General features: G+C 50.0%; 25 protein-coding genes and 1 pseudogene. 2 read left to right on the forward strand and 24 right to left on the reverse strand.

Annotated features, from left to right (window positions below):
* Positions 1-10 precede the first annotated feature (10 nt).
* The 8 genes and pseudogenes from ABJ225_RS21545 to ABJ225_RS21575 all read right to left on the reverse strand — a co-directional run bounded on the left by ABJ225_RS21545 (position 11) and on the right by ABJ225_RS21575 (position 8,588).
* Positions 11-1,483, reverse strand: coding sequence for a nicotinate phosphoribosyltransferase (locus ABJ225_RS21545; protein WP_056541853.1), 1,473 nt, complete (start codon positions 1,481-1,483; stop codon positions 11-13).
* Positions 1,484-1,718: 235 nt separating this feature from the next.
* Positions 1,719-2,369, reverse strand: coding sequence for a Yip1 family protein (locus ABJ225_RS21550; protein ID WP_218247827.1), 651 nt, complete (start codon positions 2,367-2,369; stop codon positions 1,719-1,721).
* A gap of 501 nt (positions 2,370-2,870) precedes the next feature.
* Positions 2,871-4,064, reverse strand: coding sequence for an alanyl-tRNA editing protein (locus ABJ225_RS21555; protein ID WP_218247829.1), 1,194 nt, complete (start codon positions 4,062-4,064; stop codon positions 2,871-2,873).
* Between the two features lie 54 nt (positions 4,065-4,118).
* Positions 4,119-4,268 carry a hypothetical protein gene (locus ABJ225_RS21560; protein ID WP_156450728.1) on the reverse strand — a complete coding sequence of 50 codons (150 nt, stop codon included), beginning with the start codon at positions 4,266-4,268 and terminating at the stop codon, positions 4,119-4,121.
* A 125-nt stretch (positions 4,269-4,393) separates the two neighbouring features.
* Positions 4,394-4,828: a methyl-accepting chemotaxis protein gene (locus ABJ225_RS22430; protein ID WP_258523272.1), complete on the reverse strand. Its 435-nt coding sequence runs from the start codon at positions 4,826-4,828 to the stop codon at positions 4,394-4,396.
* 99 nt (positions 4,829-4,927) lie between these two features.
* Positions 4,928-5,302: pseudogene (locus ABJ225_RS22435) on the reverse strand (PAS domain-containing protein); the annotation flags it as partial.
* Between the two features lie 14 nt (positions 5,303-5,316).
* Positions 5,317-7,656 carry a bifunctional diguanylate cyclase/phosphodiesterase gene (locus ABJ225_RS21570; RefSeq protein ID WP_347321563.1) on the reverse strand — a complete coding sequence of 780 codons (2,340 nt, stop codon included), beginning with the start codon at positions 7,654-7,656 and terminating at the stop codon, positions 5,317-5,319.
* Positions 7,657-7,826: 170 nt separating this feature from the next.
* The gene (locus ABJ225_RS21575) at positions 7,827-8,588 is read right to left on the reverse strand and encodes a class I SAM-dependent methyltransferase (protein ID WP_347321564.1); all 762 of its coding nucleotides are present in this window, start codon (positions 8,586-8,588) and stop codon (positions 7,827-7,829) included.
* 159 nt (positions 8,589-8,747) lie between these two features.
* Here ABJ225_RS21575 and ABJ225_RS21580 point away from each other — a divergent pair, with 159 nt between their 5' ends.
* Positions 8,748-9,722 carry a Gfo/Idh/MocA family protein gene (locus ABJ225_RS21580; protein ID WP_218247852.1) on the forward strand — a complete coding sequence of 325 codons (975 nt, stop codon included), beginning with the start codon at positions 8,748-8,750 and terminating at the stop codon, positions 9,720-9,722.
* A gap of 118 nt (positions 9,723-9,840) precedes the next feature.
* Here ABJ225_RS21580 and ABJ225_RS21585 read toward each other — a convergent pair whose 3' ends face one another.
* From ABJ225_RS21585 to ABJ225_RS21660, 16 genes are all read right to left on the reverse strand, one after another.
* Positions 9,841-10,386 carry a GNAT family N-acetyltransferase gene (locus ABJ225_RS21585; RefSeq protein ID WP_347321565.1) on the reverse strand — a complete coding sequence of 182 codons (546 nt, stop codon included), beginning with the start codon at positions 10,384-10,386 and terminating at the stop codon, positions 9,841-9,843.
* Positions 10,383-11,354 carry a Gfo/Idh/MocA family protein gene (locus tag ABJ225_RS21590; protein WP_347321566.1) on the reverse strand — a complete coding sequence of 324 codons (972 nt, stop codon included), beginning with the start codon at positions 11,352-11,354 and terminating at the stop codon, positions 10,383-10,385. Before ABJ225_RS21590 ends, ABJ225_RS21585 begins: the two co-directional genes overlap by 4 nt.
* 106 nt (positions 11,355-11,460) lie before the next feature.
* The gene (locus ABJ225_RS21595) at positions 11,461-12,333 is read right to left on the reverse strand and encodes a YitT family protein (protein ID WP_347321567.1); all 873 of its coding nucleotides are present in this window, start codon (positions 12,331-12,333) and stop codon (positions 11,461-11,463) included.
* Positions 12,334-12,487: 154 nt separating this feature from the next.
* A complete protein-coding gene (locus tag ABJ225_RS21600; protein ID WP_347321568.1) occupies positions 12,488-12,928 on the reverse strand; it encodes a cell wall hydrolase in 441 nt (146 codons plus the stop codon).
* A gap of 133 nt (positions 12,929-13,061) precedes the next feature.
* A complete protein-coding gene (gene rpiA / locus ABJ225_RS21605; RefSeq protein ID WP_347321569.1) occupies positions 13,062-13,727 on the reverse strand; it encodes a ribose 5-phosphate isomerase A in 666 nt (221 codons plus the stop codon).
* Positions 13,728-13,758: 31 nt separating this feature from the next.
* On the reverse strand, positions 13,759-14,682 hold the full coding sequence (locus ABJ225_RS21610; RefSeq protein WP_347321570.1) for an ABC transporter permease: 924 nt from the start codon (positions 14,680-14,682) through the stop codon (positions 13,759-13,761).
* Positions 14,604-15,542, reverse strand: coding sequence for an ABC transporter permease subunit (locus tag ABJ225_RS21615; protein WP_347321571.1), 939 nt, complete (start codon positions 15,540-15,542; stop codon positions 14,604-14,606). Before ABJ225_RS21615 ends, ABJ225_RS21610 begins: the two co-directional genes overlap by 79 nt.
* An 87-nt stretch (positions 15,543-15,629) precedes the next feature.
* Positions 15,630-15,962, reverse strand: coding sequence for a hypothetical protein (locus ABJ225_RS21620; protein WP_347321572.1), 333 nt, complete (start codon positions 15,960-15,962; stop codon positions 15,630-15,632).
* Between the two features lie 150 nt (positions 15,963-16,112).
* Positions 16,113-18,122 carry a transketolase gene (tkt, locus tag ABJ225_RS21625; RefSeq protein WP_347321573.1) on the reverse strand — a complete coding sequence of 670 codons (2,010 nt, stop codon included), beginning with the start codon at positions 18,120-18,122 and terminating at the stop codon, positions 16,113-16,115.
* Positions 18,123-18,189: 67 nt separating this feature from the next.
* Positions 18,190-18,879, reverse strand: coding sequence for a D-allulose 6-phosphate 3-epimerase (alsE, locus tag ABJ225_RS21630; protein WP_347321574.1), 690 nt, complete (start codon positions 18,877-18,879; stop codon positions 18,190-18,192).
* 26 nt (positions 18,880-18,905) lie between these two features.
* Positions 18,906-19,997, reverse strand: a complete 1,092-nt coding sequence (locus ABJ225_RS21635; protein ID WP_347321575.1) for a PTS fructose transporter subunit IIC — start codon at positions 19,995-19,997, stop codon at positions 18,906-18,908.
* 98 nt (positions 19,998-20,095) lie between these two features.
* Positions 20,096-20,548: a PTS sugar transporter subunit IIA gene (locus ABJ225_RS21640; RefSeq protein WP_218247843.1), complete on the reverse strand. Its 453-nt coding sequence runs from the start codon at positions 20,546-20,548 to the stop codon at positions 20,096-20,098.
* Positions 20,549-20,564: 16 nt separating this feature from the next.
* A complete protein-coding gene (locus ABJ225_RS21645; protein ID WP_218247844.1) occupies positions 20,565-20,882 on the reverse strand; it encodes a PTS fructose transporter subunit IIB in 318 nt (105 codons plus the stop codon).
* A complete protein-coding gene (locus ABJ225_RS21650) occupies positions 20,879-21,325 on the reverse strand; it encodes a PTS sugar transporter subunit IIA (RefSeq protein ID WP_347321576.1) in 447 nt (148 codons plus the stop codon). Before ABJ225_RS21650 ends, ABJ225_RS21645 begins: the two co-directional genes overlap by 4 nt.
* Positions 21,315-22,805: a BglG family transcription antiterminator gene (locus tag ABJ225_RS21655; RefSeq protein WP_347321577.1), complete on the reverse strand. Its 1,491-nt coding sequence runs from the start codon at positions 22,803-22,805 to the stop codon at positions 21,315-21,317. Before ABJ225_RS21655 ends, ABJ225_RS21650 begins: the two co-directional genes overlap by 11 nt.
* Positions 22,806-23,033: 228 nt before the next feature.
* Positions 23,034-23,996 (reverse strand): ROK family glucokinase, encoded by a 963-nt coding sequence (locus ABJ225_RS21660; protein ID WP_309518151.1) that lies wholly within the window; start codon positions 23,994-23,996, stop codon positions 23,034-23,036.
* A gap of 472 nt (positions 23,997-24,468) precedes the next feature.
* On the opposite strand from ABJ225_RS21660, the gene ABJ225_RS21665 reads away from it, so the two are divergent.
* Positions 24,469-24,846: a PH domain-containing protein gene (locus ABJ225_RS21665; protein WP_347321578.1), complete on the forward strand. Its 378-nt coding sequence runs from the start codon at positions 24,469-24,471 to the stop codon at positions 24,844-24,846.
* The last annotated feature ends 20 nt before the right edge of the window (positions 24,847-24,866 follow it).

The raw sequence follows: 24,866 nt of genomic DNA on the forward strand, positions 1-24,866 counted from the left end.
ACAACGAAACTTACTTGATATCAACTGATTTTTCTTTGACCGACGCTTTGACTTCATGGATGAGTTCCATCTTATTGGACCAGCATTCATCACTGAGATCGACCGGGTACCCTTCCGGATTCATGGCACGCTTGTATTCATCCCACAGCAATTCCAGATTTTCATTCACAAAGGTACGGATCCTGTCGAGGGATGGTGTTTCATACACAAGCTTCCCATCCTTGAATACATCCACATGAAGCTCCCGCGCCTCGAAGTTCGTGACGAACTTGCTGATGTACGTGTGCACAGGGTGGAACATCTTCAGGCGCTCTTCTTCCTGAGGCTTCTCGTGCTCAAGGGCGATGTACTCCCCTTCAGACTTGTGATTGATCGAGTTGATGATCCGGTACACGCGTTTCTTACCAGGCGTCGATACCTTCTCCGCATTGCTCGAGATCTTGATGGTATCCTGCATGTTGCCGTCTTCCCCTTCAATGGACACGAGCTTGTAGACTGCACCGAGGGCAGGCTGGTCATAAGCCGTGATCAGCTTCGTGCCGATCCCCCATACGTCGATCAGGGCCCCCTGTGCCTTCAGGTTCATGATGGTATACTCATCGAGGTCGTTCGACGCAATGATCTTCGTTTCCGGGAATCCCGCATCATCGAGCATCTTGCGCGCCTTCTTGGACTGGTACGCCATGTCTCCGCTGTCGAGGCGGATCCCTTTGAAATTGATCTTATCGCCGAGCTCCTTCGCCACTTTGATGGCCGTTGGAACACCAGAACGGAGGGTGTCATACGTATCCACAAGGAATACACAGTCCTTATGGCTTTCTGCATATTTGTGGAAAGCTGTGTACTCATCGCGGTAAGCCTGTACCATGGCATGGGCGTGTGTACCAGAAACCGGCATGCCGAAGATCTTCCCGGCCCGTACATTGCTCGTCGCATCAAAACCACCGATGTAGGCGGCACGTGTCCCCCAGATGGCGGCATCGAGCTCATGGGCACGACGTGTGCCGAACTCCATGACCACCTCATCCTGGACCACCTGCTTGATCCGGTTTGCCTTCGTAGCGATCAAGGTCTGATAGTTCACGATATTAAGAAGCGCGGTTTCCAAAAGCTGCGCCTGACCAAGCGGTGCCTCCACGCGAAGAAGCGGCACATTCCCAAAGGAAAGCTCCCCTTCCTCCATGGAACGGATCGTCCCCGTGAATCGCATCTCCTTCAAGTACTGAAGGAATTCCTCTTCATACCCAAGCTCCCTCAAATAGTCGATATCGCTATCCGAAAACTGGAATTTCTTCACGAACTCAATGATTCTCTCAAGTCCCGCGAAGACCGCATATCCATTGCCAAAAGGCAGTTTTCGAAAGAAGACTTCAAAAACAGCCTTTCGATTATGAAAATTATCGTCCCAATAAGCCTTCGTCATATTGATTTGATACAAGTCTGTATGTAAAGCCAAACTGTCATCTGCATACTGCATCGTCATGAAATTTCTCTCCTTTGAGTTGTTGCCATCCTTTCTATTTTAACCAATAAATCGACAAAAGCCGAATAGAAAAACTCATTTTCCTCATATTTCCCTTTCTGACAGGGTCTAAAACCCTACGAAGGTTACTAGAAAGGCTTACATCGACGTTTCAACACTCCTCTTCCTAGCCCACGCTTAATAGTAAAAGAACACCCCGGTCCCTCTTGGAGGGGCCGGGGCGTAAATGAATCCATTAAAACATAGCCAACAAGAGAAGTGGAATTAATAAAATAGTCAGCAAGGCACCCGGAATCAAGAGCGTGCAGAGGCCAAGCCATGATGAGAACCGGTGAGCTTCAGAAACAGCTTTAATTAAGATAAAGAAGTACCAGCCCGCAAGGACAATTTGAACGAATACCGAGAAAAAGATGTATACCGCTCCTATGAAAGAACCGACCACATAATCAGATTGAAATGCGCCTTCGCCCATGACCATCAAATCCGGCACCCAAAGAACAAGCGCGATGACTATTGGAATGTTCGCCCATGCTGTAGCCAGGAGCATTTCCTTGTAGGTGGCCGTCCCTTTGAAAATCTTTCCTACCCCCCACGCAACCAGGGAGGTCAGGAACCACCCAATAATACCGGTGATGGCTCCGAAAATCACCGCCCCAAGAAGGAATAAAGGTAAACCAAGATCCATATTATCAAGGACATCTCTAGACGATGCTTGATCAAGCGTATTGCCGATTCCAGCCAAGATAGAAAGTAAAAAGGCAAAACCGAGAAACTTATGATTAAGAATATAGCGGATCGTCTTTCTCGGCTTTGTCCAAATGGTGAGCCATGGATTCACTGGCTTTGTTTCTTGCATTGGTTGTTGTGGGTCTACTGTAGTTTGCATCGTGTTGTTTCCTTTCTGTATTGGGTTTATGACGCTGAAAAGGCTTAGGGCATCGGAAATAATAAATCTAAGCCATTCATAACACTGCCGAGACTCCAATCACAAAAATAACCATATACTGTAATTATCTCAACAGATTTCCATTTACCCATTTTTCTATTTCTTCAATCATCTTACAATTAAAAATAAAGGGATGAAGATACTTCAATCCGCCCATGCCCATTTTTCCCTTTATTATCCATATCATCAAGATCCACCTCCGTCAATCCCTCGCAGAACCTTGTCGAATTTTGTCTGGAAGTATAGAACTATTCATCCCTCTACCATCCCCTCTCAAATAGGTCCTCGGATCAGATCCAATAGAACTAGATTAAGATAAATCCTCTCCATAAATATGGATTTATCAAAATACTTCCCATCATATAGCGACATTGAATTTTCTTGTAGGCCGTTGGGACTATTTATAATAAAAAGCCTGCAGGACATACCTGCAGGCTCGCTTTATAGCTGTCGAATCCACTCTTCCATAAGCTCTTCCTTGCTGATGATCGCTTCACCACCGCCTTGGACGAATGCATCCTTTCCTCCGCCTTTTCCGTTGATCAGGTCGAATACCGGTCGTACCGATTCCTTGAGGGCGGCTGTCGATGCCTTCCCTCTTGCCCCGACAAGCTGAAGCTTGGCTCCGTTCTTCACGGCAAACAAGACGACCACATCTTCGTTCCGGGCTGTGATCTGTTGGGCGAGGCCCTGGAGCTCCTTGATCGGACGCTCGTCATACACCTTGGAAAGCAGGCGGTGTCCCGCTATCTCCCGTATGCTATTGACCAAAACATCCGCCTCAAGCTTCAGGTATTCGGCTTTTACACCTTCCAGTTCCTTCTCGGTATCCTTTTGCTTGTCAATCATCCGCAGCACGGCATCTTTCATGCCCTCTTCCGGTGCCTGGATGATCCCGGTCAGGTCTTTCAGGAGATCGTGCTTCGCTTGAAGATGGGTGCGGATCCTGTCTCCACAGATGAACCGAAGACGGGTATGGGATTTATGCTTTTCCCAATCGAGAATCTTGATCCCTCCCACTTCGCTTGTGGATGCAGGGTGAGTGCCGCCACATCCGTTATAATCGAAGTCCGAGATGATGACGAGGCGGATCGGTCCGTCCACGTCGGGCTGCTTCCTGATTGGATAATCTCCCAGCTCGCCTTCTGTTACCCACTTTGTATCGATGGGTCTCGCTTCCCTGATCACCTGATTGGCAAGGGCTTCCGCTCGATCTGCCTCTTCCTTGGTCAAATCGGGGATGTCAAGATCGATGGTGAGGGTCTCCTGACCAAGATGAAAACTGATGGTTTCATAGCCTAGAGATTCTATGAAGCTGGCAGACAGGATATGCTGCCCCGCATGCTGCTGCATATGGTCGAAGCGCCTCTCCCAGTCGATATTCCCGGTGATGGTGACGCCCTCCTCAAGGGGGGCATCCAGGTAGTGACGGATCTCTCCGTTCACATTTTCTACTTCCAGGACCCTGCTTCCCCCGAGCATCCCCGTATCATGAGGCTGACCTCCACCTGTCGGATAGAAGCACGTTTCTTCAAGAATGGCGTACCAGCGTCCTTTTTCATCCTGAGCTAGTTCGTTGATCGTGGTGGTGAATGTGCTGCGGTACGCATCTTCGTAATAGCGTTTGACGGTCATGATATTCCCTCTTCCTCTGCGTTCTTATCTGTCTACTTTACCACAGAGGAGACATCACTTCCGAGGATTTTTGAGGTGGATCGGTACGCTGCCCAACTGATCCCATGGAATCTCCCATCTTCTTTCGAATTCCTGCACCGCCCGTTCATCCCCCGCTATGATCCGCTCCACCAGCTCTCGTAAGGGCAGCTTCTGATAATCCATGCGCTCACCTGCTCGCTGTTTGATTTGTACATTACTTATTACCTATTCAAGACTGGGATAAACGTAGGAACTCTCTCATTTCCCAGTGCGCACAAAAAAACCATCCCGGAGGATGGCTGTGAAACTCATATGATGTCCTGGAATCTTTTTGCATGCTCTTCCAGCTTGGTGGAGGCCATCGTCAGGCCGGAGAAATCGTGGACGGTGTGCTTGATCATCGTCTGGCTTTCCTTGATATCATGCTGGGCGGTATCGGTACCGGAGGTGATCTTCTTTACTTCTACGGTGATGCCTTCGATGTTATCACGGATTTCGACGATGGATTTCTCCACCCGCTCCGATAGTTTCCTCACTTCTTTCGCCACGACGTCGAAGCCCCTGCCATGCTCGCCTGCCCTTGCAGCTTCGATGGCGGCGTTCAGGGCAAGGAGATTCGTCTGGGCGGCGATTTCCCGCACGGTCTGGACAATGCCTTTGATATCATCGGCCTGTTTCTGAAGCCCTTGGAGGGTTTCCGAATTTTCTTCCGATACCTTGGTCATCCGGTCAATGATCCCCATGAGCTCATTCCCTCGGTCGATGCCGCCTTTCGCCTGCTCATGAAGGTCCTCTGCCAGTCCCTTCAAATCATCCGTCAAGGAAGATATCGCCCTCTGGCGGTCGGTGATATTGGTCGCCACCTTCAAGATGCCGATGACCCTGCGGGAGTCCTCATCAAAGATGGGCATGTAGGTCGCCTCGAGCCAGATTGCATTGCCCATGGCATCCTTCCGTTCAATCTTGTCCTGGAAGCTACGCCCCGACAGGAGCCTCTTCCAAAAGGTTTCATATCCACCGCTGTTGGCGAATGACGGGAAGCAGAGTTCCTTATGATGCATCCCCACCATATCGTCGGCTCGATACCCGACGCTACCGGCGAACAGGTCATTGACATAGGTGACTCTCCGGTCGATCCCAAATTGGATCAGGGCCATATTTTCTTTCATTGATTGTACAATCAAGTCATTTGATATTCGATCCACCTGTATGGTCATCTTTCATTTCCCCTTTAGTTTGATACGGCCGCCATGTTCATCCAGCGCGCGGAAATCGCCTCAGCCGTATCCGGTCTGCTTAAATAAAATCCCTGGATCAAGTCGCAGCCTTCCCGCTTGAGCCAGTCCATCTGATAGGCATCCTCCACACCCTCCACCAGTACCCTCATATTCAGGTTGTGTCCGAGGGTGATCATGGACCGGACGATGGCTTCCTGCTCTTCGTTCCCTTCAAAGTCTTCCAGGAAGGAACGGTCAATCTTCAGAATCTCGACGGGCAGTGCCTTCAAATACCGGAACGATGAATAGCCTGTTCCGAAATCGTCCAGGGAGATCTTGATCCCCATTTCCCTGAGTCGATCAAGGATGACGATGACATCCGCTTCGCATTTCATGGCTGAGGATTCGGTCAGTTCAAGCTCCAGATAATTCGGATCCATCCCCGTTTCATCGAGTACTTCCTGAACGGAAGGGATGAAGTCCTCCCTCGAGAACTGGAGGGGGGAAATGTTGACGCCCATCACGATGGGCTCCTTCCCTTCCACTATCCATCTTACCCACTGCAGGCATGCTTCCTTCAGCACCCACCTGCCCACAGAGTGGATCATCCCCTTTTCTTCCATGATCGGGATGAATTCCACGGGGGAGACAGGACCGACCCCAGGATGGGTCCAGCGCATGAGCGCCTCCACCCCTTCAAGGGTTCCGGATTTCACGTTCACTTTGGGCTGATAGAGGACGTAGAATTCTTCCTGCTCGAATGCATGCTCGAATCCCTGCTCGAGGAGCATCGTCCTTTCGAGCTTCTGTCTGATTTCTCCATTGAATTCCGTGACGCAGTTCTTACCGTTCTTCTTGGACTCATACATGGCAAGATCCGCATAGCTCAGGAGCTCCGACCCGTTACGCGCGTCTTCGGGATAATGGGCGATTCCTGCGCTGATGGTCACCCGCACATTGGATCCATTGATCGAGAATGGCTCGTTCATGGCACGGACACACTCGTTGGCCAGGTTCTTCACTCTACCCCTATCGGCACAGGTCGAAACGACTACAAACTCATCCCCACCCTGACGAGTGAGCACACAATCCTCCGGAAGCGCGTCCTTAAGCCTTTTCGTCACCTCTTTCAACAGCACATCGCCTGCCTGATGCCCGAGGGTATCGTTGGTGAACTTCAGGCGATCAAGGTCGATGAAGATGCAGCACACCCCGTCACCATCCGCAATCCACTCATCGAGGAGCTTCTCGAGTTTGTAACGGTTCGGGAGTTCCGTCAGGGGATCATGATAGGCCATGAACTGGATGACTTCTTCCGACTTTCGCTTCTCCGTAATATCCCTTGTGAACCAGATGGAGTGCTCAAGTCCCTCGCCCCGGATGCGGTGCTTCGACACCTCCAGAATCCGTTCTCCTTGTTTGGTGTCTATTGGGAGGGTCAAGCGATTGTCTTCCATCGTCCCTTCCACGAACACATCTGGAACAGTCTGACCGTTTGCTTCAGGAAACATGGAAAGGAGCGCCGCGTTGGCATGATAGATCCTGCCTGATTTATCGGAGATGGCGATCCCGTCTTCCGCCGAATCGAACATCATCGTCTGCAGGATCGATTTCTTCCTGACAAAGCGGTCGATGGCAATGGAGAAGAAGGTGAAGATGAAAATCAAAAGGGTACTGATGAAGACTCCCCACGTCAGGAAAGTCACATCCACCGTGCCTGCTCCTTCATGTCCTTCATGAGGATGAAAATGTGCAGCCGTCATCCCCGTATAGTGAAGACCTGTGATGGCGACTCCCATGAACAAGGAGAAAGCGAGCTTCACTCTGAAGCCCATCCCTTCTTTGGCAAAAGACGAATAGAACCCGAGCCACAGGGCAGCGAACGCTGACGAATACGCAATTCCCAATGAGAGGCTCACTAACAGTGGATCATAGCTGATCATCATCGGGCGGATGGCCGCCATGCCGACATAGTGCATGGATGCGATACCAGTTCCCATGAGGACAGCCCCATAGACCAGATGCCTTTTCTTCGGCGCTGATGATGAAACCATCCAGAACCCAGCCGAGCATCCTGCCACGGAAGCGACAATGGACAGGAAGACAAGGCTGACATCGTAATACATCGTACTCGATAGATGGAAGGCGAGCATGCCGATGAAGTGCATGGACCAGATCCCGAGCCCGAGGACGCCTCCGGCCGTCATCAACCAGACAAGCTTTGCCCTTCCCACGGTCTGCCTCACTCGATTCGATAATTCTATAGAAGCAAACGCTGCGATCAACGCAATGATATAGGACAAAAAGACAAGAAATAAATCATAGTTATTCGTAATATGTACAACCAATTTCACAGTGCACCTCATTTTAGTCACATCTTCCTCTACTGGAAAATTGAGACTTTAGTCACTCTATTATAATGGGATGGACCTTCCCTGTATAGCTGAAGATTACGGAGGACAAATCTATTATTTTGCAAAGAAAGGGAGATGAGCTGACCTCATCACCCCTCCCGTAAATCTGATCACTCTTTCACAGCAACTACACGGATCCGCCAATAATCCGCCACCCATTCCCCGTCCTTGAAAAGGGAAGGCCGCACTCTCTCCTTGATCCCTTTATATACCCCGGCCTTTTCCTCCCCCTCAAACTCCGGAAAGAAGTCGTCTGCAAAACCGTCAAGCCAATGATCCAGACCCTTTTCTCCATCTGACAGGGGGGTCGGCCTCTCATAGTGATGAATGAACGATACCCTGAAACCATGATGCTCTAAGAGGGTACTGTAGTCACCGACGGTCGGGAAGTACCACGGATTCCTTGATGTGGCATCGATTCCACGAGCAGTCAGTTCCTCTTCCACTCCTGCGATGATCGTCCCGACGTTTCGACTCCCGCCAAACTCAGCGACAAATCTTCCCCCGGGGCGTAAAGCACGGGCAACAGAAGAGACCACACCGTCTGCATCCCGTACCCAGTGAAGGGCGGCGTTGGAGAATACGGCATCCACTGGTTGTGGAGTATGAAAGTTTGCAGCATCCCCCACATCAAAGGAGATGGTCGGATACTTCTCCCGGGCGCGCAGGATCATGTCCTCCGAATAGTCAATCCCCCTTACGACTGCACCGAATTCCCCAATCTCTTGCGTCAAATCACCGGTTCCGCACCCAAGGTCAAGGATCTCCTCCCCTTCCTTCGGATCGAGTATATCGATCAGGCCCTTGCCATATAAGGAAACAAACCCGATTTTGTCATCATAATGCGTTGCATTCCACTTGTTACCACTCATATCGTCGTCATCCTTCCATTCGTTTATAGACAGATTTCGACGAATTTCTCCGCTCTCCTGCCGCGTAGGGATATTTCTTCTGGAGGCCTTGATGATATGACATCCCAGGGGGAGTCCATTATAATGGGGAGGACAAATAAGAAAGATGAGGTGAGCGATATGAAGATCGCTACAATCGGAACAGGATTCATCGTCGAAAGGTTCCTCTCTGCCGTCGACGACGTGGAGGGTGCCCAATGCACCGCCATGTATTCCCGCGCAGAATCGAGTGCACGCCCCCTGGCAGACAAATTTGGCGGCCCATCCATTTATACAGATCTCAACCGGATGCTTGATGAAGCCGACGCAGACTTCATTTACGTGGCTTCCCCTAACAGTCTCCATTTCGAGCATGTGAGGACAGCCCTACATAAAGGAAAACACGTTATCTGCGAAAAGCCGTTTACATCGACGGCCAGGGAGCTCGAGAAATTAAGGGCGCTGGCAAAAGAAAAGCGCCTCATGCTCTTTGAAGCGATCACCACCATCCATCTGCCGAACTACGAACTGATCCGCCAAAACATCGGGAAGATCGGACCGATCCGCTTCATTCAGGCCAATTACAGTCAATATTCAAGCCGGTACGATAAATTCCTCGCAGGCGAAACACCGAATATCTTCAATCCGGCCTTCTCGGGCGGTGCCCTGGTGGACATCAATGTCTACAATATCCACTTCATCATGAACCTGTTCGGGAAACCCGATGCCGTCCATTATATGGCCAATACCCATGCAAATGGCATCGACACATCGGGAGTCGTCCTGATGAAATACCCTGGCTTTATCGGGGAAGCCGTCGGGGCCAAGGATACGGAAAGCCCGAACTTCTGCCTCATCCAGGGTGAAAAAGGCTATATCGAGGTGAAAAATGGTTCAAGCTGCGAGGCGATCACCGTCAAGACCGCCGATGAAGAAGTGGTCCTGAACGAACAGACAAATTCGAATAAACTCTACTACGAGTTGAAGGCATTCCGTGACATCTATGAGAAGGAAGACTATGATCGTTGCTACGATCTCCTTGATTACAGCTGCACCGTCCTTGATATTGTTGAACAAGCACGAAAATCCGCCGGCATTGTTTTTGCCGCGGATTAAAAAAGACGGTCCGGTTTCCATTGTGGAAGCCGGACCGTCCTTATTTCATCCTTCTCATTGATATTATGCCTGAATATCTATAATACTAAACTCAAACCATGAGAGTTCTCTCAGTCTCTTAAAATACTATTTGATCTCGAACGGACCGCTTCCAGATCAAATGATCCATGCCTTCGCCCCAGTGATCGGTGAATCGATGATCCGGTTCACCGAATCGTTTCTTCCACACTGCCTGGGCACGGGTATACCCGCTATCGAGGCAAAATACTTCTACACCTCTCCCAAGAAGGATCAGAAGCATGGCATTCACCACCAGGGAGCCGACACCTATCCTTTGATGATCCGGGTGCACAAACACCGTCCCGACTTCAGGGATACCCCCATAGGCACCATTGGTCAGGGTCATGATCAGTTTACTGGCCGGTCCGTATTCAATGGTACCGATGATCTGTGAGTCCTTTTCCGCCACTAGGAAAAAACGCTCCGTTCCCTGCCTTTGAAGGAGGGACTTCTTGTAGCGGATTTCCTCTTCTAGATCATCCACCAGGTGATCGATGCCTTCTTTTTGATAGGTGTCCTCGATGACCAGACGGAAGAAGCCGTGAAGTGCCTCACGATCTATTGGCTCAGGTGTTCTGATGACGATGCCGCGTGTAGCGCTCACTCGAAGTCGTAGGTGAGCCCCCACTGCCTGCGGGCCTCATCCATCAGCTCCATGACTTGTTCAGACAAAGGCAGCGTCCAGTTCTCACCTTTGGTCACAACGAGTTCATTCATCGCTTGGACTTCATACTGAAGCGCCTTGCCTTCTTCCCCCGCTTCGATCGTCTCGACGGACCCGTCCTTCGTATAGGTGATCGTCGCACGATCTGCCCTCGGGAATTCGTCCACGGTGATATATCCAAGATCACCTGCGACAATGCCGCGCTTCGGCATCTTCGCTCGCATGGCCAGGCTCACGACAGCCATCTCATCGTCTTCATTCTTCAGCACGATGCCCGACTGCTCATCCACACCGGTGTCATGCTTCTTCACCGTCGTCAGCACCTCAGTCGGCTGACTGGATAGGAAGAAACGGGTGAAGGAAAGGGCATAGGTCCCGATATCGAGCATGCCTCCCCCGGCAAGATCCGGATTGAAGAAGCGGTTGGTCGGGTCATTTTCTTTGCAGCTACCGAATGTGACGTTGACCATATTCACTTTTCCGATTTTCCCGGCGTCAACGATTTCACGCAGCTTTTGATAGAGCGGCATATGATAGATCGTCATAGCTTCCGCCACCACCAGTCCTTTCTCAGCGGCAAGGTCTGTGATCTCCTTCAGCTGCCTACCGTTCATGGTGATCGCTTTCTCACAGAGCACATGCTTCCCGTGCTTCAGTGCGTTCATGATATATGTATAGTGGACACTATGAGGTGTGGCGACGTATACGATGTCGATGCCGTCATCCGCAAGCATGCTTTCCACGTTTTCAAACACGTTCTCGACGCCGTGCTCTTCTGCAAACGCCTTTGCCTTTTCCACTTTTCTCGCCCATACACCGGCGATGTTCCCGTTCACTTCCCGGATCGCTTTTGCGAAGCTTGATGCTATGCCTCCAGGGCCAAGGATACCCCAATTCGGTTTTATCATAGGTGGAAACCCCCTTCTTTTTCCTATCAGTATACCCCTTTCCCCCGTTGCAGTCGAAGAATACGCAAAAGCCCCTCCCGGTACAAAACCGGGAGGGGTCTTAGGTTTAGTGAATATCGTTTTTCCTGAAGTTACCGCCCTTTACTTCCGCGACATCATAGATGGTCACGAATGCAGAAGGATCGATATCGGTGATGATTTCCTTCAGCTTGCTTTCTTCCAGTCGGTTGATCACGCAGGTGATTTCCATGAATTTCTCATGAGAGTAGCCACCGTACGCTTCCTTATACGTAGCACTTCGTCCGAGCCGGTCGCGGATGGTTTCGACCATGAGCTTCGGTTCAGACGAAATGATCTTGAACGTCTTGGAGCCGCTGAGCCCCTCTTCGACGATATGGATCACTTTTGACGCGATAAAGTAGGCAATCGCTGACAGGATTGCTCCCTGCAGACCGAATACCGTTGAGACGAAGATGAAGACGAATAAGTTCAGGAACAGAATGAAATCACTCGTACCGAACGGCAGCTTGCGCGACAGGAGGACGGCAAGCATGTCAATTCCATCCAGGGCTCCACCGTTACGGAGCGCAAGCCCCATTCCGAAACCGAGGATGATCCCCCCTACGACCGTGACGAGCAGTGTGTCACCATCGATGATGGCCGGAATGTGGTGCATGAGACTTGTCCCAATCGCAAGCGATGCAATCCCGATGATAGAGAAAATGGCAAAACTCTTCCCGATCTGCTTATAGCCCAACCAGACAAACGGAATGTTGATGATGGCGATCAGAACCCCAAGTGGCATATTGCCTAGCTGGGAAAGGACGATGCTGATCCCCGTGACGCCTCCATCGGACACGTTATTCGGGATCAAAACGGTCTCAAGACCGTAGGCGGCAATGAATCCGCCGAGGACCACCATCAGCCCCCTGATCAGTAAAAACAACTTGCTGCGGTTCTTCTTTTTCACTTTATTCATGCTGAAATACCTCATTCTAAAAAATTTACTTCCTAAAGTTTAACATACTTTTGCTGTGCATTAATAAGGATAGGTCTTCCCTTTCAGTTTAGGCTCATCGACCGGTCGTTTATACAAAAAAGAACCTCCTGCCAGTCAGGAAGTTCTCTATGTGTCATCCTCGATACACGCTGGCGCATGTGTTGGCTTTCGGTTCATAGTAGCAATGGTTCTTAAATTGTCCGGCCAACGGCTGATCATACCACGTCGGGGGACACGGGGCGTACGGGTTGAAATACCAGAGGGCGTACTTCCCAGGTTGCTGCCGCCAGTAATCCAGATTCTGCTTCGCTAGCCGCTTTTCCACCGACCTTGCCCGGCTATAAAACAGATTCCCCTTCTGCACGGCCTCGAAGGAATAGTTGCCACCCTGCACCTGGTAGATGACTTGTTGAATCGTCCGTACATCCTTAAAATCAAGACACTCAGCCACGGCGCGGTTCACGATTACATTGCCCACGTACAGCATGCCCTGCTTCCCTTCCCCTTCGGCTTCTGCCCGCATCATTCTTGCCATGAGGGCCACATCTGAATCCTTATACTTTACTCTTGGCATATTCTTCACCTCAAGATAGTGTATGAAAGAAACATGGGTTGTTGTCACTATGATTGAAGAATGGTGCGGGGATTTTTGGGAAGGACTGCCGCTATTCCTGCAGAACCCATTGGCCTCATAAGTTTCTAGCCGCTTAACGCTTTGTCATTTCGCGTATACCGGACTCACCCGCCACCAATGCCTTTGTCACGACGGATGTGAAAAGGGAAACATCGAGCACACCGGGCATTCCTTTCAACCGATCCTCCAACCTCTCACTATCCTGATTTCCCTGCACGTACACATCCAAAAGCAGATTCCCGTGTTCTGTCATGACGGGACCATCCTTATCACGGCTCATGCGGATTTCCACCCTCTCTGCATCTGAGAGCTGGTGCGTGACAAAGGCTAGAGCCTGCGGGATCACCTCAAGGACCACGGGATGCTCGTACGTTAGTCCCTTCACCACTTTGGACTCGTCAACCAGAAGGATATACTCCTCAGCCATCCTTGCCACCAATTTTTCATCGGTATGAATGCCTCCACCGCTCTTCAGGGCATGGAGATGTTCGTCCACTTGATCGCATCCATCAAAGGCTACATCCACTGCGGAGACTTCCGACAGGGGAATGACCGCCAAGCCCGCTTCCTCACATTTCCGCTTCGTTTGCCAGGAAGGCGTGACCACCTTGATGTCGAGCTGATCTTCCTTGATGAACTGGATGAGGTGAGCGATGGTGCTGCCTCCACCAAGTCCGATCACTGTGCCGTTTTCTATGTAGTTCAGGGCTGCTTTGGCGCATTTTCTTTTGATGTCCATGATGTCCATTCCTTTCCATTACGTTTCTATTCTACAGTGAAGACCGCTTTCCCGTCTTGCCTTCGATCCGTTTCAGCAGTGTTTGGGCGGCTATAATCGTCACGGTGTAAAATCCAATCGGCGCAAGCGGGATCCACGGATGGGACACGATATATCGGAAGTTCGCTCCAATCAACCCCGACCATTCCTGGCTGATCGATTCAATCTCGGGGCCATTCGGACCCATGAATACCATGGTCCCTCCAAAGAAGAGGCCAAGCACCCCCAGATGAAGGAAGATGATCAGCGTCTGGACGAACTGCTGGATGAACATCACCCCCGATACTGGAAGGAGATGCGGTATGATATGGCGCCATATCTGATGCCTCTCCGATCCGCCCAACACCCTGGCCGCGTCCATGAACTCCCTCTCCTTGATGCGTTTCGTCTCCTTCGCCATATAAAAGGAAAGGGGCGGCAGGACGAGTATGACCAGGATCAGCACCTCAAAACCGGCCCGCTTATAAAAAGGGGCAGGAGTCGTACCGCTAGATACCAAGAGAACAGACTCCAAAATAACAAACGCCACCATCGTGAGGGGCAATATGGAAAAACTATCGAATAACGCCTCAAGCCTCGCATACAACCAGCTCGGAACATACGTCACGACCATGCCGATCCAGAAAGCGAAGAATGTCCTCAAAAACGCAATCAATATCGTGATACCGATGCTCCACTTCGCTCCCTCTATGGCCCGCCCGAGAAGGTCATACCCCTTCTCATCCGTCCCTAATAAAAAATCCTTCGATGGAGGGAATGGAGGAGCCGAAATGGTCCCGTCCTCCGCCTTCATCAAGACAGTCTGTCCCACGTCACCATCGTTCCAAAAGGTATTGCCTATACTCGCGAGAACAAGCAACACGAGGAATACCCCCGATAGGATGGCACCCCCGTCCCTCCTCCACTTCTTCCACATCCTCCTCCATGCCTCCATTCTCCCGGAATCGTCCATTCAAATAGGTGAAATAAAAGATAGATGGGCACGTAAATCAGAAGCAGTGCCACTGTGAAAACCTCCGTCGTGGGATAATCCTTGATGAACCAGGAAATGCCCGGAACGTTGAACAGCACTTCCACCAGATACAAGTTTGAAAGGATGAACCAAAGATGATGCCTTATGTAATACACTGTGCTTACCACCACATTCCTGAGCACATGATGATTCAGGATCGCAGAAGGAGAAACTCCCTTCGCCCTTGCCAGTACCACATAATCCTTTTCTACCTCCTGACCGTATCGAAGGATCAGCAGTTTCAAGAACATGAGCATCGTGGGAATCGCGAGGCTGACCACCGGCAAAAGAACTGCCCGTTCCCCCTGAACCGTCGCTACATTTGCCATGGCAATCCCCGTCGCCTTGAACACATAGATCACCAGTAGCTGCGTCCCAATCATGAAGAGGATATCGGGAATCCCGTCCAGCACCCGGAGGCCGAACGCAATCCCAGCCTGGCTCCATCTCGGAAGCAAGAAATAAACGAACACGATGAACAAAGCCACCGCCAATGCGGACAAAAGAGAAAGGAACAAAATCAATCCCGACTCCCCCAGATGAACAAATACTTGTGGGAAGATTGGCTTTTCTAAGCCAGCCATGCCTCCATAGACTGCAGGCTTCAATCCGACAAGCATCAGAATCACCCCTCGAATGGACTGTATGTATCCTGAAAAAGAGAGGTTCATCTGATCAAACAGGGCCGGGATCGATCCCATGAGGATGATGCCGAAGAGGGAGAGTAGGAGATTGAATAGTTTAGATGATAGGTGTTTAGCCATGGGCACCCCTTTGATAATTCCATAATTTTCTTGTTGTCTATTCTATCATACACAACAAAACTCTTGTGAACAGAAAAAAGTTAGGCGTTATACCACGCCCGACTTCTTCGCCTCGGCAACCGCCCGCTCCACATCCTCTACCCACTGACCTCCCTTATTCACCACATACTGTACCTCAAGACCGCTCTGAAGGGTCACCTTCAAACCATTGTTCAGCAAGGGGATGCCAAGCAGTCTATTGCGTACGCGCTCCACCGATGCAACTTCCTTTAGAAGTACGGCCGTCTCTTCACGTTGAATATTGATGGCGTGGGGCTTATGATGGAGCATGTTCTCATCGAGGTAAAGCTTGCCTCCCACCCCTTCCTTGCCTTTCAACATATTTGCGAAGCCTTCTCGGATGTAGACTGGTTCAGTCATTGGGCATCGTCCTTTCTTGAATGGGTTTGGGGTTATTTTCTCATATTTTAGTAGATGATTCACTTCATCCCCATTATTTGTTTAAGGAAACGTTTGGTTAAATAACAACCCACCTGGAGCTCCCTTTCCAGGTGGGTTTCATCTATTAAACTATTTCAAAAGTACCCTAAACGTCTCTACAATATTCTCAACCGTAAATCCATATTCCTCAAGCAAGCGGTCCGCAGGGCCCGATGCTCCGAATTCATCAACGGTTACCGTCTTACCTTTTTGACCGGTGTATTCCCTCCAGCCGAATGAAGAACCGAGTTCGATTCCAAGACGTGCTGTCAGATGGCTTGGTAGCACGCTCTCCCTATACGCTGCGGATTGACGCTCGAAGCGATCCCAGCTCGGCATGCTGACGACGGAGACGTGGATGCCTTTGTCTGCCAATGCTTGCTGTGCGTTGATGGCGAGTGATACTTCCGATCCGGTTGCGAGGAGCAGGCCTACCGCTTCCAATTGAGCCGGCGAGACGACATAAGCCCCCTTGCTCACCCCTTCATCCACTAGTTCCTGATCAAGGTCAAGAGTCGGGAGATCCTGACGGGTCAGTACGAGTGCCGTCGGATGATCCTGGCTTTCGAGGGCCAAGCGCCAGGCAGCGGCAGTCTCCTTCGCATCGGCGGGTCTGATGACCGAGATTCCCGGCATGGCCCGCAATGCCGCCAGTTGCTCCACGGGCTGGTGGGTGGGACCGTCTTCACCGACAGCAATGCTATCATGTGTGAACACGTACGTCACCGGCAGCTTCATGAGCGCAGCCAAGCGGATGGCCGGACGCAGGTAATCGGAGAAGACGAAGAACGTGGCCCCGAAGACCTTCACGCCTCCGTGAAGGGCCATCCCGTTCAGAGCTGCCCCCATGGCAAATTCCCGTACGCCGAACCAGATGTTTCGGGCCGCATACCCATCCAGGGCGAAGTTCTTCTCTGATGAGATCAGGGTCTTATTCGATCCTGCCAGGTCGGCAGATCCTCCGATGAGTTCAGGAATAGACGACGCCGCAGCATTCAAAATGGCCCCTGAAGAGGAACGGGTAGCAATCTTCGAACCGGCCTCAAAGGGAGGGATGGCTTCCTTCCAATCGTCGGGAAGCTCGCCTTTCACCACACGCTCCAACTGAGAGGCAAGCTCCGGATATGCTGCCTTGTACGCTTCAAACCGCTCGTTCCAGGCGGCCTCTTTTGCTTTGCCAGCTTCCATCATCCCGGCGAAATGCTTCTCCACTTCTTCCGGTACAAAGAATGGTGCGTCGGCTTCCCATTGATAGGCTGCCTTCGTTTGCTTCACTTCTTCCTCCCCCAGGGGCGCCCCATGACTCGCAGAAGATCCGGCTTTATTCGGGGATCCGAAGCCGATGGTCGTTTTCACCTCGATCAATGTAGGACGGTCCGTTTCCGCCTTTGCCTCTCGGATGGCTGCCTGGATGGCATCTACGTCATTGCCATCTTCCACCCGCACCACATGCCATCCATATGACTTGAAGCGGTCTTCCACACTTTCAGAGAATGATCGATTCAGGTCTCCGTCCAAAGAGATGTCATTCGAATCGTAGAGGACGACGAGCCGTCCAAGCTTCAGATGTCCTGCCAGGGAAGCAGCTTCAGCCGACACGCCTTCCATCAGGTCTCCATCGCCGCATAGGCTGTAAGTATAATGATTGATCACGTCATAGTCTTCCTGATTATAGGTGTCGGCAAGATGTCTCTCTGCCATCGCCATTCCGACGGCCATGGCGATTCCCTGTCCGAGTGGGCCGGTGGTCGCTTCCACCCCCACGGTATGACCGAATTCGGGATGCCCCGGTGTCTTGCTTCCCCACTGACGGAAGTTCTTCAGCTCGTCCATGGTCAGCCCGTAGCCGAATAGGTGAAGCATGCTATACAGGAGGGCCGATCCGTGTCCTGCCGATAAAATGAAACGGTCCCGGTTAATCCAGTCGGGATTGGCAGGGTTCATTTCCACCTCCTTTGCCCATAGAGTGTAGGCCATAGGGGCTGCTCCCATGGCGATTCCCGGATGCCCGGAGTTCGCCTGTTCGATGGCGTCGATGGCCAATGTCCTGATTGTATTGATCGCCAATGTATCGATTGTCTGCTTCGTTTGAAGTGTCATATTCGTTCGCTCCTTTATCTCTTTTTCGCATAATGAAAGGGTTGAGAATGATCCCAACCCCCACACATTATGATAGGACCTTCTGCGTCATATCTTCATAATCCTGGCACATCGTTTTCCATGATGTTTCGATATCTTCGCTCAGTCCGAATAATCCGCTCCGGCCGACAATGTAAACATCCGGCCCGGCCGCATCGATCTTCTTGAAGGTCTTCCTGCTTGAAGAGCCATCCATTTCGATCACATAGCGATAACCCTTCTCTTCCCTCAGTTCCCTTAATGCCACGATCTTATCGAGGGTGCTGTCGATGAAACGCTGACCCGCGAAACCGGGGTCGACGGTCATGATGGTGATCTTATCCACGAGATCGATATAAGGGAAGACCGTGTCGATCGGCGTCTCCGGGTTTAGGACAACGCCTGCTTTCAGTCCCGCATTCTGGATCTGGTCAATCAGGCGGAAGGCAAGCCCATCGAGGACTTCTGCGTGCATGCAGATCCACTCGCATTTCAGATCGACCAGCTGCTGCACCCAAAAACTTGGATTGGTCACCATGAGATGCGCTGACAATGGAAGGTTGCTGATCTTGCGCACCTCCTGGATGAACCACGGAGATAACGTGATATTAGGGACATAGTGCCCGTCCATGATGTCGATGTGATACGAGCCCACATGGTCATTGAGGAATGTGATCTGCTCTTTAAATTGATCCAGGTCCATCGTCATGAGCGATGGGGAAAATTCTACTTTTTTCATTTATATTTCCTCCACTTCACTATGAATCAAATGATTTTAATATCGTCGAGATCGATGTCTTCTTCCTCCACTTCGATCTGTTCACCTTCTTTTACATTCTTCTTAAGCAGTGCCAGGGCAACGCCCGTTAGCAATACGTTGACGAGAATGGCTACCGCTCCTGTCCACGGCTGGGACATGGTCGGAAGCATCAGTACACCGCCGAACGGTACCGTTGCATCGGCCCCGAGGACCATGGTGACCGCTCCTCCGGCAGCACCCCCGATTGCGACAGCCGTCACACAGCGGACGATGTCGTTCATGACGATCGGGATGACACCTTCGACAATGTTGATGACACCCATGGGCACAGCCGATTTCAACGTTTCCACTTCTGAACGGGTGTAGATGTTCTTGCCGAACAATTTCGCAATGAAGAAGGAAAGTCCAAATCCGATCGGCGTAGCCGTATTGACCAGTTGAAGCGCCGTGATCGGTCCGTTGATCCCCTCTGCCTGCATCGTAAGTACAAAGGCAAAGACGGTCTTATTGATCGGTCCGCCGAAATCAACACCGCTCAAGAGTCCAACCACACCCCCGAATACCAATAATGAAGAAGTGCCGAGACTGTTAAGGGCGGTGGTGAGGAGTGACGTGAGCGCAGCAATCGGGATTCCGATCACATACACCATGATCAGTCCGCCGATGATGGATGTGAAGAACGGAACAATCAGCGTAGGCATGAGCCCTTTCGCCCACTTCGGAACATTAATATATTTGATCAGTGCTACTGCTAAAAATCCGGATAAGAAGCCGCCAAGAATTCCTCCGATAAAGCCTGCGCCGATGGCATTAGCTGTCAACCCGATGATGAAACCCGGCGCAATCCCCGGCTTACCGGCAATCGAATACGAGATTCCCGTGGCAATGACGACGGGCAGAAGCCCCAGCCCTGCGCCACCCATGGTCGCAAGCGCGTCCCAGATAGAGAATTCACCTTGTACGAGGGACCCTTGTGCCGTGCCTCCGAATCCCATACCGATCGCAATCAGGAAGCCCGCTCCACACACGATCGGAATCAGATAGGAAATCGCCGTCAACAGGTGACCCTTCAGATTTAATTGTTTTAGTTTACTCATCTTTCTTCCTCCTACGATCAAATCGTCGATTTTGACATTTAATCTCAGCAACTAAAAAATAGCCAACCTATCAGTAAAGCTTCAGATGTATGCCCTCTTTAGCCGCACAGCGCCTCTTTTACGTCCTCGGCATTTTCAGACTGCAGCATCTTTTCGATGACCTCGTCATTCCCGAGTTTCCTCGCAAACAGCGATAACAGTTTCAAGTGAGTTTGTGCCCCGTCGTTGTCATTGCCGACTGCGAAGAGAATGATGCCTTTGACGCCCTTCCCGTCGAGGGTCTCCCACTCGATTTCATCTTGGGTGATCCCGATCGCCACCCCGATCTTCTTGACCGAGTCACTCTTCCCATGAGGAATCGCGATATAATTCCCGATGCCTGTCTGCCCCATCGCTTCCCTTGCATAGATATCCTTCAGGAAATCTTCCGTATCCGTAATATATCCATTAGCCAGCAACGTTTCGGCCAGTTCTTGAATGGCCTCTTCCTTATTCGTGGCCCGGATGTTTGTGTGAATCGTATTCAAATCAACAATGTCCTTTACTTCCATTATGCTCGCCCCCTGTTTAGTTCTGCTGGCTGACAACCTCTACCGCTTTTTGGATGAGTTTATTCGGTGACTTCACGGCGATTTCCGTTGTCACCTGGATGATACGTTTCCCTTCAAAGCGCTCGCGTCCGGCAATTTTCACATCAGATGCCAAGATGACGATGTCCGCTTCATCAACCTGGTTTTGAGTCAGGGCATTTTCGATCCCGATGGTTCCCTGCGTTTCGATCTGGATCTCATGACCGGCTTTCTTCCCTGCGTTCTCCAGCTTTTCCTGGGCGATGTATGTATGTGCGATTCCGACTGTGCATGCTGCTACTCCTACGATTTTCATTGTGATTCCTCCCTATTCGGTATGATTTTGTTGGTGAATGCTACTTCTTCTTCTGTCTTAAGAATTTCGTTGAGATTGTCTTCATCTGCCAGGGTGCGTGTGAAGCGGATGAGCTCTCTTTTTATCGTAGCGCTTTCATTTTGTTTCAATAAGAGCACGATCACTAAATGGATTTTTTCGATTCCTGCTCCCCATCGAATCGGTTCAGCCGGACGGATGACGATAATCTGACTCTTGTCCAGTTGGCTACTCTCGATATGGGGCATGACGACGTCCTCTGCAATCTGGGTACTGCCCACCTTCTCCCGGTCATGGAAGGCCTGGAGAAGATGCTGCTGGGTGGACGAATCGGTCGATGCGTGATCGGCACAAAAGGAGTAGACTGCTTCCCGTGATGCCAACACAGACCGGAAATGAACCTGATAGAGTGAGTTAGTGGCCACGCTGGATCACCTCGATCTTTGCCTGCAGTCGTTTCTGATCATCGGCTGTAAACATGGCGCTGACCAGTAAGGACGGGATCGGTACTTCTTCGGTGATCTGAACCGTACTCAAGATCAGATCGGCATCGGCATAGTTCTCCTGAATCATCCGGATATTGCGTGATGCAATCACATCGACGATCTCGAGTTCAGGAAACTTCTTCGCCACCTTCGCCTTCAACAGCTCGGATGTCCCGATCCCCGTCGTGCACATGATCAAGGTTTTCAGCGGTCGATGATGCTGACCCGTTTCAAGGGCCTTGGCAAAATACAGGGTGATGAAGCCGATCTCATCGTCATTGATGACCGGTAGCTTGAACGCTTCACTCACCATGCGGGACACTTTTTTCACCCCGGTGAAGACTTCTTCATACGTACTCTCAATCTGACTCAATAGATTGTTCTGCACCCGGATTTTATGCGCCAGACGATTCAGCATGGGCTTGATATGATTGGCAAGATCGATGAACATGGCCTTGTGATCAAACTCGATGCCCACTATGCTACTCATATGATCAATATAGGCATTCGTCACGTCCATTACCTCTGATGAAAACGTGGACGTGATGGATAGCGACCCCTGCATGCGGGATGACACAAGATACTGATAGAGGAAGTAGATTTCACTGTCCGGCAAAGGCGTATGCAAGTACTTCTCGATGTTCTCGATCGTCTTCTTTGCAAACGGATACAAAAAGTCGTTCATCATCGTATCCATTTCTTCTTCTGAAATGGTTCCGGAGAACATCCGGGTTGAAACCTTGCGTGAGCGGCTCAGTAAGATATACAAGTGAGAGAAAATGTTCACATTATACGGATAAGGAATCGTGATCTCCAGGTCCTCTTCAATCTTCCTCAGCTGATCCAATATGAATAACACGTCATACTGATTGAATTGAAGCTCCTGGTTCCTCTTCAGATCATCCAGGTCGATGGTGTTGAAGATCTCGATGGTGTCTTTAAGGGCCTTCCGGATATTGACCTCTTCCCCCAGGATCGCCAATGTCCGCCTCTTCCGCTCCAGGACCAGATGATACTTCTTCAGCTCTTCGCTCATCATCTGCTCATCATGGAAGGTAACCGATTCGCCTACATAGTAATGGCTGAACAAGTGATACACATTGATCGGAGTGGGCGACGATAATAATAACTCTCCCATGATCCGTTTCCGTCTCTCCTGAGGAGTGAGCTGTCCTTGCTTCGGATTCGCCAGATGCTTCTGATACGCTATGAACTTCTCGTAATCCAGCCGGTAGCCTCTCCCCCGCTCGGACACAATCAGTGGTTCCCCATCGCATTCTGCATTGATTTTATTAATCAACCGATAAACGGTCTTCTGTGAAACATTCAGTATTTCAAGGAGATCCTTCGATGTTACATACTCCTGCTTTTTTGAAAGATAGCGTAATAGATCTTGTTCATAACTGACTTTTGAACTCATCTCCTTACCTCCTTGTTTTTATGGTAACGCATACAACGGCCAATGATTCTCTGAAAAGTGACCGTTGCAACGGTCACTTTTTTAGATACGAACTTTCAATCTATGAATTCAGTCGTAAAAAGACTCCCCCAATATATAGAAAAAACCTCTTCGCTCAACGAGCGAAGAGGTTCCATGTTTTATGCTTCTTCGTCCGATCTTACTGGACTTCAGCCTGAACGGACGATGTTATTTTTGCCGAGTCACCAATGAACCTGCACCAATCACACCTGCGTCATTTCCAAGCTGAGCCAGTTTCAACTTCGTGCTTGTCCGGATGGACGGGAATGCGAACTGCTGGAAGTATTTCTCTACCCCTTCCAAGAGCATGTCTCCCGCTGCCGAAACTCCGCCGCCGATGACAATGGTCTCAGGGTTGAGCAGATTCCCGATGTTGGCACATGCAAGTCCAAGATAGAAGAAGAATTTATCCGCTACGATCACTGCGAGGGGATCACCGGCTTTTGCCTGATCAAAAATGGTCTTGGCCGTCAATTCCTGTCCGTCATCAATCAATTCCTTTAATTCGGAATCACCAGCGTATTCCTCAGACAGATCCCTGGCGAGACGGACGACACCTGTCGCACTTGCCACGGTTTCCAAGCAGCCATGATTCCCACACGTACAAAGGTACCCTTCAGGCTCAACGATCATATGACCGATCTCCCCTGCAGCCCCCACGTTTCCGTGAAGAAGATTCTCTTCTGCAATGATGCCACCGCCGACACCTGTACCGAGGGTCACGAACACGACATCCTTGCCGTTTTCACCGGCACCTTTCCAACCTTCGCCCAATGCTGCAACGTTCGCATCATTGTCGATATAAAGAGGAATCCCCGTACCCGCTTCGATCATCTGTCTAACCGGTATCAGGGTACTCCAATTCAAATTATACGCTCCGATGACCGTCCCATTTTCCCGATCAACCGTCCCAGGAGAGCCCATGCCGATCCCCAAGAATGTATCAGCGCTCAACCCGTATAATTCCAAATGGTGATTAATCGACTCAATGATCTGTGGCACAATCTGCTTCCCATCGTTCCGGATATCCGTCCCAATGCTCCACTTCTGTTGAATCTCACCATCTTCGGTCATAATAGCAAATTTAACGGTGGTTCCACCTAAATCGATTCCCAATAGTTTTTTCATCATTTTCCCTTCCTTTTGTGAACATTTGAACGAGTGGATTCACCCATGTCGAATGACGGGAATCCTTGAAGTCAATTCCGTTCTTTTTAGTTGTATAAACGCGTATGCCTGTTTATGAAAATGCTTTCATATTATCAGACAAGATAGCTCTTAGTTAAGTATATTTTGTTTGGGGTTTGGTATCAACTATTTGAAACATTTGGTTGTGGAATCAACATCTTCTCTCTAGATTAATTTCTTTATTTATAATTAAAAGCCCCTACTCGTGGTTTATCACTTCGCCCACTACCAATCAGGAATTTCTCCTTTACGATTATTTTTTCTTCGGAGATTTAACCTTCAAGAGATTGATAAATGAGGGAAAGCAAGTTGGGTAGCCTTTTACTTTAGCTTCCAGTATAGTTGAATCAGGGACTTTTTTTATCCTCAATTAATTTCATGTATGATTTAATCTCACTATTTAGGAGGAACATGTATGGGTTTAATGAGTGGATTAATGGGTAATGCTTCAAATGTAAATAAGGAAGAGGTTAAAGAGGAGCTCAACACTATATTAGCAGACAATGAAGAAGTTGAATCTGCTTTTAAATTGGTAAGAGATCTTATTGTCTTTACCGACAAAAGGCTCCTTATGGTTGATAAGCAAGGACTCACTGGTAAAAAAGTAGACTATCATTCTGTTCCTTATAAAAGCATTTCACACTTTAGCATCGAAACAGCAGGTACCTTTGATCTGGATGCTGAACTAAAGATTTGGATTTCTGGTGCACAACAGCCAGCTATTTCTAAACAGTTCAAAAAAGATAAATGTATCTATGATATCCAGAAAATATTAGTACACATGTGCCTTTAAGTTGATTGGATCTTTAATAG

This window comes from Rossellomorea sp. RS05, from assembly GCF_039822645.1.
Taxonomy (GTDB): Bacteria; Bacillota; Bacilli; order Bacillales; family Bacillaceae_B; genus Rossellomorea; species Rossellomorea marisflavi_B.